Annotated in this window: 11 protein-coding genes; 9 read left to right on the top strand and 2 right to left on the bottom strand. The window is 67.6% G+C overall.

Annotated elements, in window-relative coordinates; genetic code table 11:
* The first annotated feature begins 98 nt into the window (after window positions 1-98).
* From PRtIB026_RS17390 to PRtIB026_RS17375, 4 genes are read left to right on the top strand one after another with little or no spacing between them, the layout of a single operon-like run.
* A complete protein-coding gene (locus PRtIB026_RS17390; protein WP_232857252.1) occupies window positions 99-2,012 on the top strand; it encodes a sigma-54-dependent Fis family transcriptional regulator in 1,914 nt (637 codons plus the stop codon).
* Between the two features lie 3 nt (window positions 2,013-2,015).
* Window positions 2,016-3,743 (top strand): ABC transporter ATP-binding protein, encoded by a 1,728-nt coding sequence (locus tag PRtIB026_RS17385; protein ID WP_203652537.1) that lies wholly within the window; start codon window positions 2,016-2,018, stop codon window positions 3,741-3,743.
* The gene (locus tag PRtIB026_RS17380) at window positions 3,733-4,410 is read left to right on the top strand and encodes a S8 family serine peptidase (protein WP_203652538.1); all 678 of its coding nucleotides are present in this window, start codon (window positions 3,733-3,735) and stop codon (window positions 4,408-4,410) included. The genes PRtIB026_RS17385 and PRtIB026_RS17380 overlap by 11 nt, the downstream gene beginning before the upstream one ends.
* Window positions 4,403-5,701 carry an NAD(P)/FAD-dependent oxidoreductase gene (locus PRtIB026_RS17375; RefSeq protein ID WP_203652539.1) on the top strand — a complete coding sequence of 433 codons (1,299 nt, stop codon included), beginning with the start codon at window positions 4,403-4,405 and terminating at the stop codon, window positions 5,699-5,701. The genes PRtIB026_RS17380 and PRtIB026_RS17375 overlap by 8 nt, the downstream gene beginning before the upstream one ends.
* Window positions 5,702-5,825: 124 nt before the next feature.
* On the opposite strand, the gene PRtIB026_RS17370 is transcribed toward PRtIB026_RS17375, so the two are convergent.
* Both PRtIB026_RS17370 and PRtIB026_RS17365 read right to left on the bottom strand, forming a co-directional pair.
* Window positions 5,826-7,139, bottom strand: coding sequence for a hypothetical protein (locus tag PRtIB026_RS17370; protein WP_203652540.1), 1,314 nt, complete (start codon window positions 7,137-7,139; stop codon window positions 5,826-5,828).
* Between the two features lie 134 nt (window positions 7,140-7,273).
* Entirely contained in the window at window positions 7,274-8,767 is a 1,494-nt protein-coding gene (locus PRtIB026_RS17365) for an aldehyde dehydrogenase family protein (RefSeq protein ID WP_203652541.1), read from the bottom strand.
* A gap of 502 nt (window positions 8,768-9,269) precedes the next feature.
* On the opposite strand from PRtIB026_RS17365, the gene peaA reads away from it, so the two are divergent.
* The 5 genes from peaA to PRtIB026_RS17340 all read left to right on the top strand — a co-directional run bounded on the left by peaA (window position 9,270) and on the right by PRtIB026_RS17340 (window position 15,614).
* Window positions 9,270-10,835: a quinohemoprotein amine dehydrogenase subunit alpha gene (gene peaA / locus PRtIB026_RS17360; protein ID WP_203652542.1), complete on the top strand. Its 1,566-nt coding sequence runs from the start codon at window positions 9,270-9,272 to the stop codon at window positions 10,833-10,835.
* Between the two features lie 35 nt (window positions 10,836-10,870).
* Window positions 10,871-12,301, top strand: coding sequence for a quinohemoprotein amine dehydrogenase maturation protein (peaB, locus tag PRtIB026_RS17355; RefSeq protein WP_203652543.1), 1,431 nt, complete (start codon window positions 10,871-10,873; stop codon window positions 12,299-12,301).
* A gap of 1 nt (window position 12,302) precedes the next feature.
* A complete protein-coding gene (gene qhpC / locus PRtIB026_RS17350) occupies window positions 12,303-12,626 on the top strand; it encodes a quinohemoprotein amine dehydrogenase subunit gamma (RefSeq protein WP_050705338.1) in 324 nt (107 codons plus the stop codon).
* A gap of 19 nt (window positions 12,627-12,645) precedes the next feature.
* A complete protein-coding gene (gene peaD / locus PRtIB026_RS17345; RefSeq protein WP_203652544.1) occupies window positions 12,646-13,767 on the top strand; it encodes a quinohemoprotein amine dehydrogenase subunit beta in 1,122 nt (373 codons plus the stop codon).
* Between the two features lie 164 nt (window positions 13,768-13,931).
* The gene (locus PRtIB026_RS17340; RefSeq protein WP_203652545.1) at window positions 13,932-15,614 is read left to right on the top strand and encodes an AMP-binding protein; all 1,683 of its coding nucleotides are present in this window, start codon (window positions 13,932-13,934) and stop codon (window positions 15,612-15,614) included.
* Window position 15,615 lies beyond the last annotated feature (1 nt).

The raw sequence follows: 15,615 nt of genomic DNA, 5'->3' as shown, positions 1-15,615 counted from the left end.
TTGCGCGTACTAGATGACTGCCAACGAATTCTGACGCACACTGCCGAAAAAACCGATGCCCATTGCCCCGCCTGAGCGGGGCACCCCTGGAGCACGCAATGGCGCGACAACTTCCAACAACAAACGCCAACGACCCGCTGCAGCAATCCCGCCTGGTCCGCCTGAAGCTGGCCAGTGAAGGCGAGCTGCCCTCCGGCATGCTGCGTGACGAGATCGACGCCTCCTGGCGCCGCAGCCTCGGCCACGGCCTGGACTGCCTGCAGGGCGAGCAGGTAGGCCTGGGCATCCGCCATGGCCTGGACCTGCGTGCGCTGCTGGAGCACAACCGCCTGCTGATCGACGCGGTCACCCCCGAACTGGATTACCTGGTCAAGCGCCAGGGCAAGAGCGGCATCGTCATCCTCGGCGACGCCCAGGCCAATGTGCTGGCCATCGAGGGCCAGAAGCAGACACTCGAGCGCGAGGGCCTGCGCGACCTGCACCCGGGCAGCTGCTGGAGCGAGGCCCTGCGCGGCACCAACGCCATCGGCACGGCGGTGGTCGAGGGCCAGCCGACCCTGATCAACTGCGGCGAGCACTACCTGGACCGGCTCAGCCCGTTCTCCTGCACTTCGGTGCCCCTGCGCGATCCGCGTGGCGAAGTGATCGGTGTGCTTGATGTGACCCGTGAAGGCGTCATGGCCCAGCCCCAGGACAGCCTCTCCACGCTGCTGCTGGCCGCCGGCAATATCGAAAGCCGATTGTTCGGGCTGTATCACCCCGAGCACCTGGTGCTGGCCTTCCATAGTCGGCCGCAGTACCTGGCCAGTGCCTGGCAGGGCCTGCTGGCGCTGAGCCTGGAAGGCGAGGTGCTGGCGGCCAACGACAATGCTTGCCAACTGCTGCAGATGTCTCGCCAGACGCTGCTTGGGCGGCGCAGCAGCGACCTGCTGGGCGAGCGTTCGCCGGCATTCATTGCCCGCCTGTGGCAGGGCGGTGTCAGCAGCGTGCAGACCGCCAAGGGCGAATTCTTCTTCCGCGCCTTGCAGTTGCCACGGCATGGCCGCGTCAGTGGTCCGGCGTTCACCACCAAGCCGGCTGAGCCGGCCAAGGCCCAGGCCCTGGAGGCCCTGGCCGGCGGCGATGCCCGCCTGGCCCGAGCCTTGCGCATGGCCCGCCAGGGCCTGGCCAATGGCTTGCCGGTGCTGCTGTTGGGCGAAACCGGTACCGGCAAGGAAGTCGCCGCCCGTGCCCTGCACCAGGCCGGCCCGCGGGCCGACAAGCCGTTCGTGGCGGTCAACTGCGCGGCGATTCCCGAGGGCCTGATCGAGTCCGAGCTGTTCGGTTACCGCGAGGGCGCCTTCACCGGCTCGCGCCGTGGCGGCATGGTCGGGCGGCTGATGCAGGCCCATGGCGGCACGCTGTTCCTCGACGAGATCGGCGACATGCCCCTGGCCTTGCAGGCGCGCCTGTTGCGTGTCCTGCAGGAGCGCCGGGTGGCGCCGCTGGGGGCCGGCGAGGAGCAGGACATCGATGTGGCGCTGATCTGCGCCACCCACCGCGATCTCAAGCGCCTGGTCGCCGACCAGCAGTTCCGCGAAGACCTCTACTACCGGGTCAACGGTGTATCCCTGCGCCTGCCGGCACTGCGCGAGCGCGACGACCTGGCGACGCTCATCCAGGGCCTGCTGGACAAGTCCGGGGCCAGGGGCGTCAGCCTCGATGCACCATTGGTGGCGCTGCTGGAGAACTTCGACTGGCCGGGCAACATCCGCCAGCTGGAGATGGTGGTGCGTACCGCCCTGGCGATGCGCGAGGAGGGCGAGCAGGTGCTGACCCTCGACCATCTCACCGACTGCCTGCTCGATGAACTGGCCAGTGGCGCCGCGCCGTCCGGCAGCCTGCGCGACAACGAGCTGGAGCTGATCCGCGCCGCCCTGGCCCGCCATCAGGGCAATGTCTCGGCAGCGGCCGAGGCCCTGGGCATCAGTCGCGCGACGCTGTACCGCAAGCTCAAGCAGTTGCGTGGTTGAGCCATGGGCGGACTGTTTTCCCGGCTGATCGAATCCAGCGACCCGGCGCTGATGCGTCAGGCGCTGGCCTGGTTGTATGGCTTCGTGCGTCCACACCGTGGCGCCATCGGCGTGCTGCTGGCGCTGTCCCTGGGCGCCTCGCTGCTGGCCCTGGCGCAACCCTGGCTGGTCAAGACCCTGATCGACGAGGGGTTGCTGGCCAAGGACTACCAGACCCTCTGGCACATGGCGGCAATCATGATCGTCGCCGGCCTGCTCGGCACCGTGCTGGCCGGGGTCAACCGCTACCTGCATACACGGCTGTCCGGGCGCATCCTGTTCGCCCTGCGCGATGACCTGTACCGCCACCTGCAACGGCTGTCGCCGACCTTCTACGGCCTGCGGCGCACCGGCGACATCCTGTCGCGGCTGGACGGCGATGTCGCCGAGATCCAGCGGTTTGCCGTGGACTCGCTGTTCTCGGCGGTGTCGGCGCTGATCGGCCTGGTCGGCGCCGTGGCCCTGATGCTGATGCTGTCCTGGCAGCTGTCGCTGCTGCTGGCGCTGCTGATTCCGATCGAGGTGCTGTGGCTGCGCTGGATGCGGCGCAAGGTCGAGCGCGAGGTGCGCAGCCTGCGCGAGCGCTCGGCGGACGTGTCGTCGTTCCTGGTCGAGACGCTGCCGGCGATGAAGTTCATCCAGGCCGCCGGCCAACAGCAGCGCGAGGCCGAACGCCTCGACCGGCTGGGCCAGGGCTACATGGGGCAGTTGCTCAAGGTGCAGGTCACCGAGTTCTTCACCCAGGCGGTGCCCGGCACCCTGACCTCCTGGTGCCGGGCGTGCGCATTCCTGGTCGGCGGCTGGTGGGTGATCCAGGGGACCTGGCAGCTGGGTGCGCTGATCGCGTTCTCCACCTACATGGGCATGGCCGTCGGCCCGGTGCAGAGCCTGCTGGGCCTGTACGTGGCGGTGCAGCGGATGGCCGTGAGCCTGGGCCGGGTGATGGAGCTCAAGCAGGAGGCGGTCGCGGTGCGCGAGGCGGATGATCCCAGGCCCATGCCGCAGGGGCCCGGCGAGCTGCGCCTGGACGCGGTGTGCTTCGCCCACGACGGGCGCCAGGGCAAGGTGCTGGACAAGGTCGATGCCAGTCTGCCGGCCGGGGCCAAGGTCGCCATCAGTGGCGCCTCCGGCGTCGGCAAGTCGACGCTGATCGACCTGCTGCAACGCTTCTACGACCCCGATGGCGGGCGCATCCTGCTCGATGGCGTCGACCTGCGCGAGCTCGACCTGCAGGCCCTGCGGCGACGCATCGCCGTGGTCAGCCAGGACATCGTGCTGTTTCGCGGCACCCTGGCGCAGAACCTGGCCTACAGCACGCCCCAGGCCAGCCGTGACGACCTCGAGCGGGTGGTGCGCCTGACCCGTCTGGAGAGCCTGGTGCAGAGCCTGCCGCTGGGGCTCGACGGCTTGCTGGGCGAGCGTGGCCAGCAGCTGTCCGGTGGGCAGAAGCAACGCATCGCCATCGCCCGGGCGCTGCTGCAGCAACCGGCGATCCTGGTGCTGGACGAAGCCACCTCGGCGGTGGATGAAGCCACCGAGCGCGAGGTGATCGCCGCCATTGACCAGCTGTTCGCCGGGCGCACGCGGATTCTCATCAGCCACCGCGCCTCGACCCTCGCCGATGCCGACCTGCACCTAGAACTGCTGGACGGACAGTTGCGCAGCAAGGAGCCCGCCGACCATGGCCGCTGAACCGTGCATCGGCGTGATCGACAGCGGCTGCTCGCCGGAGCAGGCGGCCGGCCTGCTGGATGCGCGTCGCTTCTGGCTCGAAGAGGGCATGTTGCGCGAGGGTGACCCGCTGCCGGACGCCCTGGGCCATGGCAGCGCCGTGCTGGCGCGGCTGCGCGCCGAGTCCGGCGCCCAGCCCGTGCTGCTGGCCCAGGTGTTCGCCGGGCAGGGCAGCACCAGTGCCTTGCAGGTGGCGGCTGGTCTGTTGTGGCTGGTGGAGGCCGGCGCGAGCGTGGTCAACCTGAGCCTGGGCCTGCGCCAGGACCGCCCGGTGCTGCGCCAGGCCTGTGCCGAAGCCGTGGCCGCCGGGGTGCTGCTGTGCGCCTCCAGTCCGGCGCGGGGCGAGCCGGTGTACCCGGCCAGCTACCCCGGGGTCATCCGCGTGACCGGCGATGCCCGCTGCGCTGCCGGGCAGTGGTCGTGGCTGGACACGGCCCAGGCCGATTTCGGCGCGGCGGTCGGCAGCGATGGCGGGGCAGGAGCCAGCCTGGCCTGCGCCGCATTCAGCGGCCGGGTGGCGGCCCTGCTGCGCGAGGAGCCCGGCATGACCCGGGAGGCGCTGTTGCGGTGGCTGAAAACCCACGCGGCGTTCGCCGGCCCTGAGCGCAAGGGGCTGATCAATGTCTGAATCGAGCATCCTGATACTCGGTGCCGGACCTGCCGGCGCAGCCACGGCGCTGGGGCTGCGGCGGATGGGCTATGCCGTCACGGTGGTGTCCGACTGGCGCCGCTTCGCCGCGGTGGAAGGCGTGTCGCAGCGGGTGCTGGAGGGCCTGCGTCATGCCGGCCTGGGCGCCGCCCTGGCCGAGGCCACCACGCCGGCCGCGCGTCAGGTGCACTGGAACGGCGAGCGGCTGCAACCGAACCAGGAATGCCTGCTCGATCGCCAGCGTTTCGACCAGGCCCTGCGCGACGACCTGCGCCGCGCCGGTGTCGAGCTGGTCGAAGGGCGTGTGCGCGAGGTGGCGCGGGGGCAGGGGTACCGGTTACACCTGGACGACGGTCGCACCTTGCACGGTAACTTCCTGGTCGAGGCCCGTGGTCGCCAGGCGCCGTTGAGCGAAGGTCGCCTGCGCGGACCGGAGACCGTCAGCCTGCTCAACCTCTGGCAGGCAGCGCCCGGCACGCCGGCCTCGGCGGTGGAGAGCCTGGACGACGGCTGGGCCTGGATGGCGCGACTGGCCGATGGCCGCTGCTACTGGCAGGTGACGCTGGATGCGACGGCGGCACAGCTGCCGGGCAAGGCGGCCTTGCCCGAATACTGTGCCGAGCGTCGGCGTGGTTCGGCGCTGGTGGAGCAACTGTTCGGCGAGCAGGCCTTCGCCCCTGCGCAGGTGCATGCCCGTAGCAGCACCGCGATCCTGGCCGGCGCCTGCGCAGGCGATGATTGGCTGCGGGTGGGGGATGCGGCGATGGCGGTAGACCCGCTGTCGGGTAACGGGATCTTCCAGTCGTTGTCATCGGCCTTGCAGGCGCCGGTGGTGATCAACACCTTGTTGCAGCGGCCTGAGCACGCGGCCCAGGCGCTGCGCTTTCACCAGGAACGGATTGAGCAGCTGTTCCTGCGCTTTGCCCGTATTGGCCGGGATTTCCACGATCAGGAGCAGTCGCGGGCGACGGCCGCGTTCTGGGCTGCGCGCCGCGAATGGCCGGATACGCAGCCGATCCATGCCCAGGCCGCCTGGAGCGTTGTGACGGTGGAGCGTCGGCCGGTGTTGCGTAATGGCTTCGTGGAGGAGGCCGAGGTGGTGGTGACGGCAGACCAGCCGTTGGGGGTGTGGCACTTGCAAGGGGTTGAGTTGGCGCCCGTGGTCCGTGGGGTGCAGGCGGGGCTGTCGCTGCAGGCGTTGTTGCGTGATCGGCCTGCACAGCAGCAGATGATGGTGCGGCGGTGGTTGTTGGAGCAGGGGTGTCCTTGAGACTGTGGGGCTGCTGCGCAGCCCTTTCGCGGCACAAGGCCGCTCCTACAGAGGATCGCGGTCTCCTGTGTAGGAGCGGCCTTGTGCCGCGAAAAGGGCCGCGCAGCGGCCCCATAATCTGGAATCAGAAGAAGGTCCCGACCACCAGTTGCAGATAGGTCCCCCTCTCCCGGCCACCCAACTGCACGCCGCCATCCTGCGCACTGCGCTGCGGGGTATAGAACCCCACCAGCGGGCTGATCAGCCAGTGCTCGTTGACCATCCACTCCACATACAGGTCCACCTCGTGCCCACCCAGGTTACCCTGGTCGGTCTTGAGCGTGTCGAAGTCGAAGTACAGCGCCCCCACGGTCAGGCCCTCCCGCGGCGTGGCCTTGAGCGCCACATGGTGCACCTGGGTGTTGCTGTTGAAGGGCCCGGCGTAGTTGGCCGCCACTTCGCCCTGGAACCAGGTGCCGTAGCCTCGGCTCAGGCCATAGAACAGCGGGTCGAAATGCTCCGAGAAGCGGCTGTAGCGGTAGGTGGCGGTGGGCGCCCAGGGCAGTGCGGAGAACGTCCAGTTGCCCTCCAGGTACCAGGCGTTTTCGCGTCCGCCAGTGCGGTCCTGGGTGACGTATTCGGCGGCCAGCTCCAGGTCCTTCACCCCCAGGTTGCCGCGCCCGCGCAGGCTCACCGTATCCATGCCGTCGCGGTGTTCCAGGCCGAGGATCTCGGCGTAGCGGCGGTCGACATCCAGGCCGTGGATCCAGCTCAGGCCCACGGTGCCCGCATCGCTGACATGTTCGAGGTTGGCCACCGCCATGGCGGTGTCGGCCTGGAACGGGTTGTCTGATTTGAGCCACATCAGGTCGCCACGCCAGCCTTGCTTGCCGCCCAGGCGCAACACGGCGGTGCGGTCGAAGGCCTTGCGCGCCGCCAGGTAGTAGGCGCCGCCGCGGTCGAAATCGGCGCCCAGGTCGACATTGCCGGCATTGACCGGGTCGCCCTGGATCAGGAAGCCGTCGCCGAGGGTGATGACCTGACGGCCCCCAGAGACATCGATGCCATCCTCACCGAGGGCCGGGAACAGGTTGCCCGAGCGCCAGCCGAGGTAGGCGTCCTCGACGCCGGTGCGACGCTCGTTGCCGAGGGTGAAACCGGCGGCGTCGCCATCGCCCCAGGTGGCCGAGCTGAGCAGGCTGAAGGCACCGTACAGCGTGCCGCTGTCGGCCAGGGCCTGGCTGGCGCTCAGGCCGTACTTGACGTAGCCCTCGCGCCAATTGCTGCTGCCGGGGCGGCGGTTGCCGAACTGGTCGAAGCTTTCGTCGCTGTGGAATACCCCGAACAGGGCCTCGAGGTTGGCGTCCAGGGTGGTGCCGGCGTTGTTGTAGAGTTCATGGGCCTGGGTGAGGGGCGAGGCCAGCAGCAGGGCCAATGTGCAGGCGAGCTTGTGCGTCATGGTTGTGCTCCATGTTTTTATTGTGTGTTCTGTAGGGGCTGTTCCGGCCTCTTCGCGGGTAAACCCGCTCCCACAGGGATCGAGCGAATCCTGTGGGAGCGGGTTTACCCGCGAAGAGGCCAGTGCAGGAAGACTCAGAGCCTGATCAACACCGACTTCAGCTCGGTGTAGTGCTCGATCGCCGCCGCGCCCATCTCGCGGCCGACGCCGGAGAGCTTGTAGCCGCCAAACGGCAGCGCCGGGTCCAGTGCGCTGTGGCAGTTCACCCACACCGACCCGGACTTGATCCGCGGGATCATCCGGTGCACCGCGGCGAGGTCGTTGGACCAGATGCTCGCGCCCAGCCCGTAGGGGTTGTCGTTGGCCATGCGCACCACCTCGTCGAGGTCGTCGAACGGCATAGCCACCAGCACCGGGCCGAAGATCTCCTCCTGCACCAGGCGGTGGCGCTGGTCGACATCGACGATCACCGTCGGCTTGACGAAGTAGCCCGGGCCGAAGCCTTCGCCGCCGCAGGCGATGGTCGCGCCCAGCTCGCGGCCCAGGTCGATGTAGCCGGTGACCCGGTCCTGCTGCTTGGCCGAGATCAGCGGCCCCATCTGCACGGTCGGGTCCAGGCCGTTGCCCAGCTTCATGGCGTTGGCGATGCCGGCGATATCGGCCACCACGTTGTCGAAGTGCTTGCGGTGCACGTACAGCCGGGAACCGGCGCAGCACACCTGGCCCTGGTTGAAGAAGATCGCGGTGGCGGCGCCGGCGGCGGCTTCCTGCAGGTTGGCGTCGGGCAGGACGATGGTCGGCGACTTGCCGCCCAGCTCCAGGGTGACGCGGGTCATGTTGTCCATGGCGGCCTTGCCGATCAGCTTGCCGACCTCGGTGGAGCCGGTGAAGGTCAGCTTGTCCACGCCCGGGTGGCGGCTCAGGGCGGCGCCGGCGTTCAGCCCGGTGCCGGTGATCACATTGAACACGCCATCCGGGTAGCCGGCCTCGCTCACCAGTTCGGCGAGCTTCAGCGCGGTCAGCGGGGTTTCGTCGGCAGGCTTGAGGACCACGGTGCAGCCGGTGGCCAGGGCCGGACCGAGCTTCCAGCAGGCCAGCAGCAGCGGGAAGTTCCAGGCGACGATGGCACCGACCACGCCGACCGCTTCGCGGCGGATGAAGCCGTGGAACTCATCGTCGGGCATCAGCGGCAGCGAGGGCTCGACCGTGCTGCCTTCGAGCTTGGTGGCCCAACCGGCCATGTAGCGCAAAAAATCGATGGCCAGTTGCACGTCCATCACCTGGGCCACGGCGGCGCTCTTGCCGTTGTTCAGGCATTCCAGCTCGGCCAGCTCCCGGGCATCGCGCTGCATCAGATCGGCCAGGCGCCACAGCAGGTTCTGCCGTTCACGCGGGCGTGTGCGGCTCCAGGCCGAGTTGTCGAAGGCCTGGCGCGCGGCCTGCACGGCGCGGTCCACGTCCTGGGCCTCGGCCGCGGGCACCTCGCCGAGGACCTCGCCGGTGGCCGGGTTGCGCAAGGTCATGGTGCGACCGCTGGCGGCGTCCTGCCAGTCGGCGCCGATGCGCATCCTGAGCTTGCGTGCGAGGAAGTCGCGTGTGGCGGGGAGGATCGGCAGTTCGGAATGCATGGGGGCGGTGCCTCTTGTCATGGTTGTGACCAGGGCTGGGGCAATGGGCGTGCCAAAGGACTCGGATGGCGGGTAGGCCCAGCTAGTGGTGGCTTTTGCCGGATTGGGAGTGAATAGAATCAGGGTTGATCTGTTGCATATTGAGATCGGGTGAGACGTCGTGTGACACACATTCACGGGTGCTGGGGCCGCTGTGCGGCCCTTTCGCGGCACAAGGCCGCTCCTACAGGGGATCGCGGTCTCCTGTGTAGGAGCGGCCTTGTGCCGCGAAAGGGCTGCGAAGCAGCCCCGGCAACTGTCTCAAGGTGAAACACCCAGTCGCGAAATGGGACGTTCACCTACAATCCCAAACGCTGGCCCCTACCCGCAAAACCAAGGTAACTCACTGATCCAAAACATTTTTGCCGAAACTGGCACACTTCCTGTATCGCAACTGTCACATGCATACCGCTGTACCCAAGCGTGCGAATAACGATAAGAACAACACCGTGGAGGTCTGACCTTGAAGACGACTCGACTCCGGCGGCAGGCGGGCACACTGGCGCTGGTCGCCACCGCACTGCTGGCCGCCCAGGCCATGGCGGCCGAGCAGGGCCCGAGCCTGTTGCAGAACAAGTGCATGGGTTGCCATATCCCCGAAGGCAACGACAGCTACAGCCGCATCAGCCACCAGCGCAAGACCCCGGAAGGCTGGCTGATGAGCATCGCCCGCATGCAGGTGATGCATGGCCTTTCGATCAGCGACGACGACCGCCGCACCCTGGTCAAGTACCTGGCCGACAAGCAGGGCCTGGCGCCCAGCGAGACCGAGGGCGTGCGCTACGCCATGGAGCGGCGGCTGAACACCGTCGAGCACTTCGACGATCAGCTCAGCCAGATGTGCGGGCGCTGCCACTCCGGTGCCCGGGTCGCCCTGCAGCGGCGTCCGGCCAAGGAATGGGAACACCTGGTCAACTTCCACCTCGGCCAGTGGCCGTCCCTCGAGTACCAGGCCCAGGCCCGCGACCGCGACTGGCTGGACATCGCCCTCAAGCAGATGGTGCCGGACCTGGCCAAGCGCTTCCCCCTCGACAATCCGGCCTGGGCCGAGTGGCTCAAGGCGCGGCCCGAGTCCAAGGTCCTGGCCGGGCAATGGGCGTTCAGCGGCCACATGCTGGCCAAGGGCGACGTGCGCGGGGTGATGACGGTCAGCGCCGAGCAGGGCGACACCTTCAAGGTCGAACTCAAGGGCGCCTATGCCGATGGCACGCCGTTCAACGGCAGCGGCTCGGCGATCCTCTACAACGGCTATGAGTGGCGCGGCAACGTCAAGGTCGGCGAAGCCAACCTGCGCCAGGTGTTCGCCGCCATCGAAGGCCAGATGAAGGGCCGCATGTTCGAGGCCGAGCATGACGAGCGCGGCCTGGACTTCAGCGCCGCCAAGGCCGGCCAGGGCCGTCTGCTGGCGGTGCAGCCGGCGTTCATCAAGGCCGGCGGCGACAGCGAGATCAGCCTGGTGGGCAGCGACCTGTCCGGCAAGCCCGACCTGGGCGCGGGCGTCGAGGTGACCGAGGTGCTTGAGTCGACGCCGACGCTGATCCGGGTCAAGGCACGTGCCGCCAGGGACGCCGCCGCTGGCCAGCGCGAGGTCGCGGTGGGCGCGCTCAAGGGCGTGCAACTGGCGGTGTACGACAAGGTCGAGGAGGTCAAGGTGGTGCCGGCATTCTCCATTGCCCGCATCGGCGAGAACGGCGCCTCGGTGCCCAAGGTCCAGGGCCGCTTCGAGGCCGAGGCCTGGGGCAAGGACGCCAGCGGCCAGCCGCTGCGCATCGGCTATCTGCCGGCCACCTGGAAAGTCGAACCGTTCAACGAACGGGCGGTCGAGGACGAAGACGTCAAGTTCGCCGGGCAGATGCAGGCCGACGGCGTGTTCGTGCCGGGCGGGGCAGGGCCCAACCCGGCGCGCAAGATGATGACCAACAACGCCGGCAACCTGAAGGTGATCGCCACCCTCGCCGACGGTGGCCAGCAGGGCGAGGGGCACATGATCGTCACCGTGCAACGCTGGAACAATCCGCCACTGCCATAGGCATCAACTGACGCATCGAATCCCGGGAGGTCGCCATGGGCGCACTACTGAACCTGGTCGAACGCAACCTGCACGAAGTGCAGGTGGATGCCGACCGCATGCTGTTCCATATCCCCAGCAGTTCGCTGTTCGCCGCCGACGCGGTGACCGGCGGCATCATCGACGCCCTGCGCCGCCAGGGCTGCTCCGCCGAGGAGCTGATGCAACGCCTCGGCCAGCAGTTTTCCGGACAGGACATCGAGGAAACCCTGCGCGAGCTGATCGCCCTGGAAGTGGTCAGCGACGGCTCGCCGCTGACGCCGGAGATTGCCCTGAAACAGGTCGAGCGCACGGCGCTGAACACCGTGGTGCTCAACGTCAACACCGGCTGCAACCTGAGCTGCACCTACTGCTACAAGGAAGACCTCGACAAGCCTTCGGCCGGGCGCAAGATGAACACGGCCACCGCCGAGGCCTCGGTGGAGATGCTGCTCAAGGAGTCGCCCGACGAGCAGCGCTACAGCGTGGTGTTCTTCGGTGGCGAGCCGCTGTCCAACCGGGCGCTGATCGAGCACATGGTGGCTTACTGCGAGCGGCGCTTCGCCGAGGTGGGCAAGCAGGTCGAGTTCATCATGACCACCAACGCCACCTTGCTGACCGAGGAAGTCGTCGACTGGCTCGACGCTCACCGTTTCGGTTTGTCGGTCAGCATCGACGGGCCCAAGACCGTGCACGACCGCAACCGCATCACCGTGGGCGGGCAGGGCACTTACGACGTGGTGCGGCGCAAGGCCGACATGCTGCTGTCGCGCTACCGCAGCCGGCCGGTGGGCGCGCGGGTCACCCTGACCCGTGGCATCACCGACATCGAGACCATCTGGAACCACCTGTTCAACGAACTGGGTTTCGCCGAGGTCGGTTTCGCCCCGGTGACCTCCGGCGACATGGCCGACTACAACCTCACCGGCGACGAGCTGGTGCAGGTGTTCGCCAACATGAAGGCCCTGGGCCGGCGTTACCTGGAGGCGGCGCTGGAGCATCGCAACATCGGTTTCTCCAACCTGCACCAGCTGATCACCGATATCCACGAGGGCCACAAGAAGGCCCTGCCGTGCGGCGCCGGGCTGAAGATGCTGGCGGTCGATCACGAGGGCGAGCTGAACCTGTGCCACCGTTTTACCGGCTCCAGCCTGCCGACCTTCGGCAACGTGCACCAGGGCGTGAAACAGGCGCAGCTCAATGATTTTCTCTCGCAGCGCCTGGACCGCAGCGGCACCGGCTGCGACAGCTGCCGCATCCGCAACCTGTGCTCCGGTGGTTGCTACCACGAGAGCTACGCCCGCTATGGCGATCCGCAGCACCCGACCTACCACTACTGCGAGCTGATGCGCGACTGGGTCGACTTCGGCATCGAGGTCTACAGCCGCATCATGGCCGCCAACCCGGCCTTCATCGATCGCTACATCACTCCCAGGAAGGCGCATTGACATGAAGCACCTCAAACCGCTGAACAACAAGGCGCGCATCCTCGAACAGGCCGCCGCCGAAGACCGCGTCGACGAAGTGCTGGCCATGAGCGCCGTGGCCGGCTGCACCGCCACCACCGACCCGGGCTGGGAAGTGGACGCCTTCGGCGGCGTCAGCTCGCTGTGCCAGCCGATGGAGGCCGACCTCTACGGCTGCTCCGACCCTTGCTGGTGGCCGGCCCAGGTGCCGGACATGATGAGCACCTACCAGGACTGGAACGCCCAGGCGACCAACTCCGCCGAAGACTGGCGCAACCTCGGCACCGTATTCCCGAAAGACAAATAGAACGACAAGGGGAAACCGCATGAAAGCTGGATTCTGCGCGCAGCTCGCGCTCACCATTGCCGCCACGGCCTGCGCCTGGGCGGCCCAGGCAGATGATGCAGGCCCGGCCTTGAAGGCCGGCCATGAATACCTGATCGCCACCAACTACCCGAACAACCTGCATGTGGTCGAGGTGGCCAGCGACACCCTGTACAAGACCTGCCGCATGCCCGATTCGTTCGGCCCCGGCACGGCGATGATGGCGCCGGACAACCGCACCGCCTACGTGCTGAACAACCATTTCGCCGATATCTACGGCATCGACCTGGACAGCTGCAAGACCACTTTCCACGCCAACCTCTCCAGCGTGCCGGGCGAGGTCGGCAAGGCCATGTACTCCTTCGCCATCAGCCCCGACGGCAAGGAGGTCTACGCCACGGTCAACCCGAGCCAGCGCCTGAACGACCACTACGTGGTCAAGCCGCCGCGCCTGGAGGTGTTTCGCACCAGCGATGGCCTCGACGCCAAGCCCGTGCGCAGCTTCCCGATGCCGCGCCAGGTCTACCTGATGCGCGCCGCCGACGACGGCAGCCTGTACGTGGCCGGGCCGGACATCTACAAGCTCGACGTCAAGACCGGCAAGTACAGCATCGCGCTGCCACTGCGCAGTTGGAACCGCCCAGGCTACAGCGCCCCCGACGTGCTGTACTTCTGGCCGCACCAGAGTTCGTTGCATGAGTTCTCGATGCTCTACACCATTGCGAAGTTCAAGGATGCCAAGCAGGACCCGGCCACCGCCGAGCCGCTGTACGGCTACCTGAGCATCGACCTGAAGACCGGCAAGGCCCACACCCAGGAGTTCGCCGAACTGACCGAGCTGTACTTCACCGGCCTGCGCTCGCCCAAGGATCCGAACCAGATGTACGGCGTGCTCAACCGCCTGGCCCGCTATGACATCCAGCAGAAGAAACTGGTCAAGGCCGCCAACCTCGACCATACCTACTACTGCGTGACCTTCGACAAGGCCGGCGACAAGCTCTATCTGGGCGGCACCTTCAACGACCTGGCGGTGTTCGACCCGAACACGCTGGAGAAGGTGCGCAATATCAAGCTGCCTGGCGGCGACATGTCGACCACCACGCCGCAGGTGTTCGTTCGCTAGGGGACCGGGAAATACACATCCCCCTTGTAGGAGCGGCCTTGTGCCGCGAAAGGGGCGCGCAGCGCCCCCGGCGATTTCAGCGTCACAGCGAGATTGGGGCTGCTTTGCAGCCCTTTCGCGGCACAAGGCCGCTCCTACAGGGATCGCACAACAAGAGAGCCCCTATGCCCCAGCCCAGCCATACCCAAGGCTCAAAAGCCACTCCCTTGCTCACCCACTGCATCGGCGACGCTTTCGACGCCACCGTCGCCCGCTTCCCCGACCGCGAAGCCCTGGTGGTCCGCCATCAGCACCTGCGCTACACCTGGCGGCAACTGGCAGACGCTGTCGACCTGCACGCCCGCGCCCTGATGGCCCTGGGCCTGCAGGCCGGTGATCGCCTGGGCATCTGGGCACCCAACTGTGCCGAGTGGTGCATCACCCAGTTCGCCAGCGCCAAGATCGGCGCGATCCTGGTCAACATCAACCCGGCCTACCGCACCAGCGAGCTGGAGTACGCCCTGGGCCAGTCAGCCTGCCAATGGGTGATCTGCGCCGACGCCTTCAAGACCTCCGATTACCACGCCATGCTGCTGGACCTGGTGCCCGAGCTCGGTGCCTGCCGACCGGGCGAGCTGCAAAGCACCCGGCTGCCCGAACTGCGCGGGGTCGTCAGCCTGGCCGATACGCCACCCAGCGGCTTCCTGGCCTGGCCGGCGTTGCAGGCCCGGGCCGGCGAAACCGACGCCGGGCAACTGACCGCACGCCAGGCCAGCCTGCACCGGCACGAGCCGATCAATATCCAGTACACCTCCGGCACCACCGGTTTCCCCAAGGGCGCGACCCTCAGCCACCACAACATCCTCAACAACGGCTACATGGTCGGTGAAAGCCTCGGGCTGACCGAGCACGACCGGCTGGTGGTGCCGGTGCCGCTGTACCACTGCTTCGGCATGGTCATGGCCAACCTCGGCTGCATGACCCACGGCAGCACCCTGATCTACCCCAACGATGCCTTCGATCCACTGCTGACCCTGCAGGCCGTGGCCGAGGAGCGCGCCACCGCGCTGTACGGCGTGCCGACCATGTTCATCGCCGAGCTCGACCACCCGCGCCGCCACGAGTTCGACCTGGGCAGCCTGCGCACCGGCATCATGGCCGGCGCCACTTGCCCGATCGAGGTGATGCGCCGGGTGATCGACGAGATGCACATGAGCGAGGTGCAGATCGCCTACGGCATGACCGAGACCAGCCCGGTGTCGTTGCAGACCGGCGCCGCCGACGACCTGGAGCGCCGGGTGACCAGCGTCGGTCGTACCCAGCCGTGGCTGGAGAGCAAGGTGATCGACAGCGCAGGCTGCACCCTGGCACGCGGCGAGATCGGCGAGCTGTGCACCCGTGGCTACAGCGTGATGCTCGGCTACTGGAACAACCCCGAGGCCACCGCCGAGAGCGTCGATGCCGATGGCTGGATGCACACCGGCGACCTGGCGGTGATGGACGACGAAGGCTATTTGCGCATCGTCGGCCGCAGCAAGGACATGATCATCCGCGGCGGCGAGAACATCTACCCGCGGGAGCTGGAGGAGTTCTTCTTCACCCACCCGGCGGTGGCCGATGTGCAGGTGATCGGCATCCCCTGCAGTCGCTATGGCGAGGAGATCGTCGCCTGGGTCCGGTTGCATCCGGGGCAGGTGTTGGGCGCGGACGAGCTGCGCGACTGGGCGCGGGCGCGCATCGCGCATTTCAAGGTGCCGCGTCATTTCCGCTTCGTCGACGCATTCCCGATGACGGTGACCGGCAAGGTGCAGAAGTTCAGGATGCGCGAGATCAGCATCGAGGAGCTGGCTGGCGGCACCGATCGATAGT

Origin of the sequence: Pseudomonas sp. RtIB026 (assembly GCF_016861355.2) — a bacterium.
Taxonomy (GTDB): Bacteria; Pseudomonadota; Gammaproteobacteria; order Pseudomonadales; family Pseudomonadaceae; genus Aquipseudomonas; species Aquipseudomonas peradeniyensis.
Note: the sequence above shows the minus strand (reverse complement) of the source record. Positions and strands in the feature narration are given on the sequence as shown.

Excerpts from the sequence above, each read along its gene's own strand:
- PRtIB026_RS17390 (WP_232857252.1), top strand. The coding sequence starts at position 99 with ATGGCGCGACAACTTCCAACAACAAACGCCAACGACCCGCTGCAGCAA.
- PRtIB026_RS17385 (WP_203652537.1), top strand. The coding sequence starts at position 2,016 with ATGGGCGGACTGTTTTCCCGGCTGATCGAATCCAGCGACCCGGCGCTG.
- PRtIB026_RS17380 (WP_203652538.1), top strand. The coding sequence starts at position 3,733 with ATGGCCGCTGAACCGTGCATCGGCGTGATCGACAGCGGCTGCTCGCCG.
- PRtIB026_RS17375 (WP_203652539.1), top strand. The coding sequence starts at position 4,403 with ATGTCTGAATCGAGCATCCTGATACTCGGTGCCGGACCTGCCGGCGCA.
- PRtIB026_RS17370 (WP_203652540.1), bottom strand. The coding sequence starts at position 7,139 with ATGACGCACAAGCTCGCCTGCACATTGGCCCTGCTGCTGGCCTCGCCC.
- PRtIB026_RS17365 (WP_203652541.1), bottom strand. The coding sequence starts at position 8,767 with ATGCATTCCGAACTGCCGATCCTCCCCGCCACACGCGACTTCCTCGCA.
- peaB (WP_203652543.1), top strand. The coding sequence starts at position 10,871 with ATGGGCGCACTACTGAACCTGGTCGAACGCAACCTGCACGAAGTGCAG.
- qhpC (WP_050705338.1), top strand. The coding sequence starts at position 12,303 with ATGAAGCACCTCAAACCGCTGAACAACAAGGCGCGCATCCTCGAACAG.
- peaD (WP_203652544.1), top strand. The coding sequence starts at position 12,646 with ATGAAAGCTGGATTCTGCGCGCAGCTCGCGCTCACCATTGCCGCCACG.
- PRtIB026_RS17340 (WP_203652545.1), top strand. The coding sequence starts at position 13,932 with ATGCCCCAGCCCAGCCATACCCAAGGCTCAAAAGCCACTCCCTTGCTC.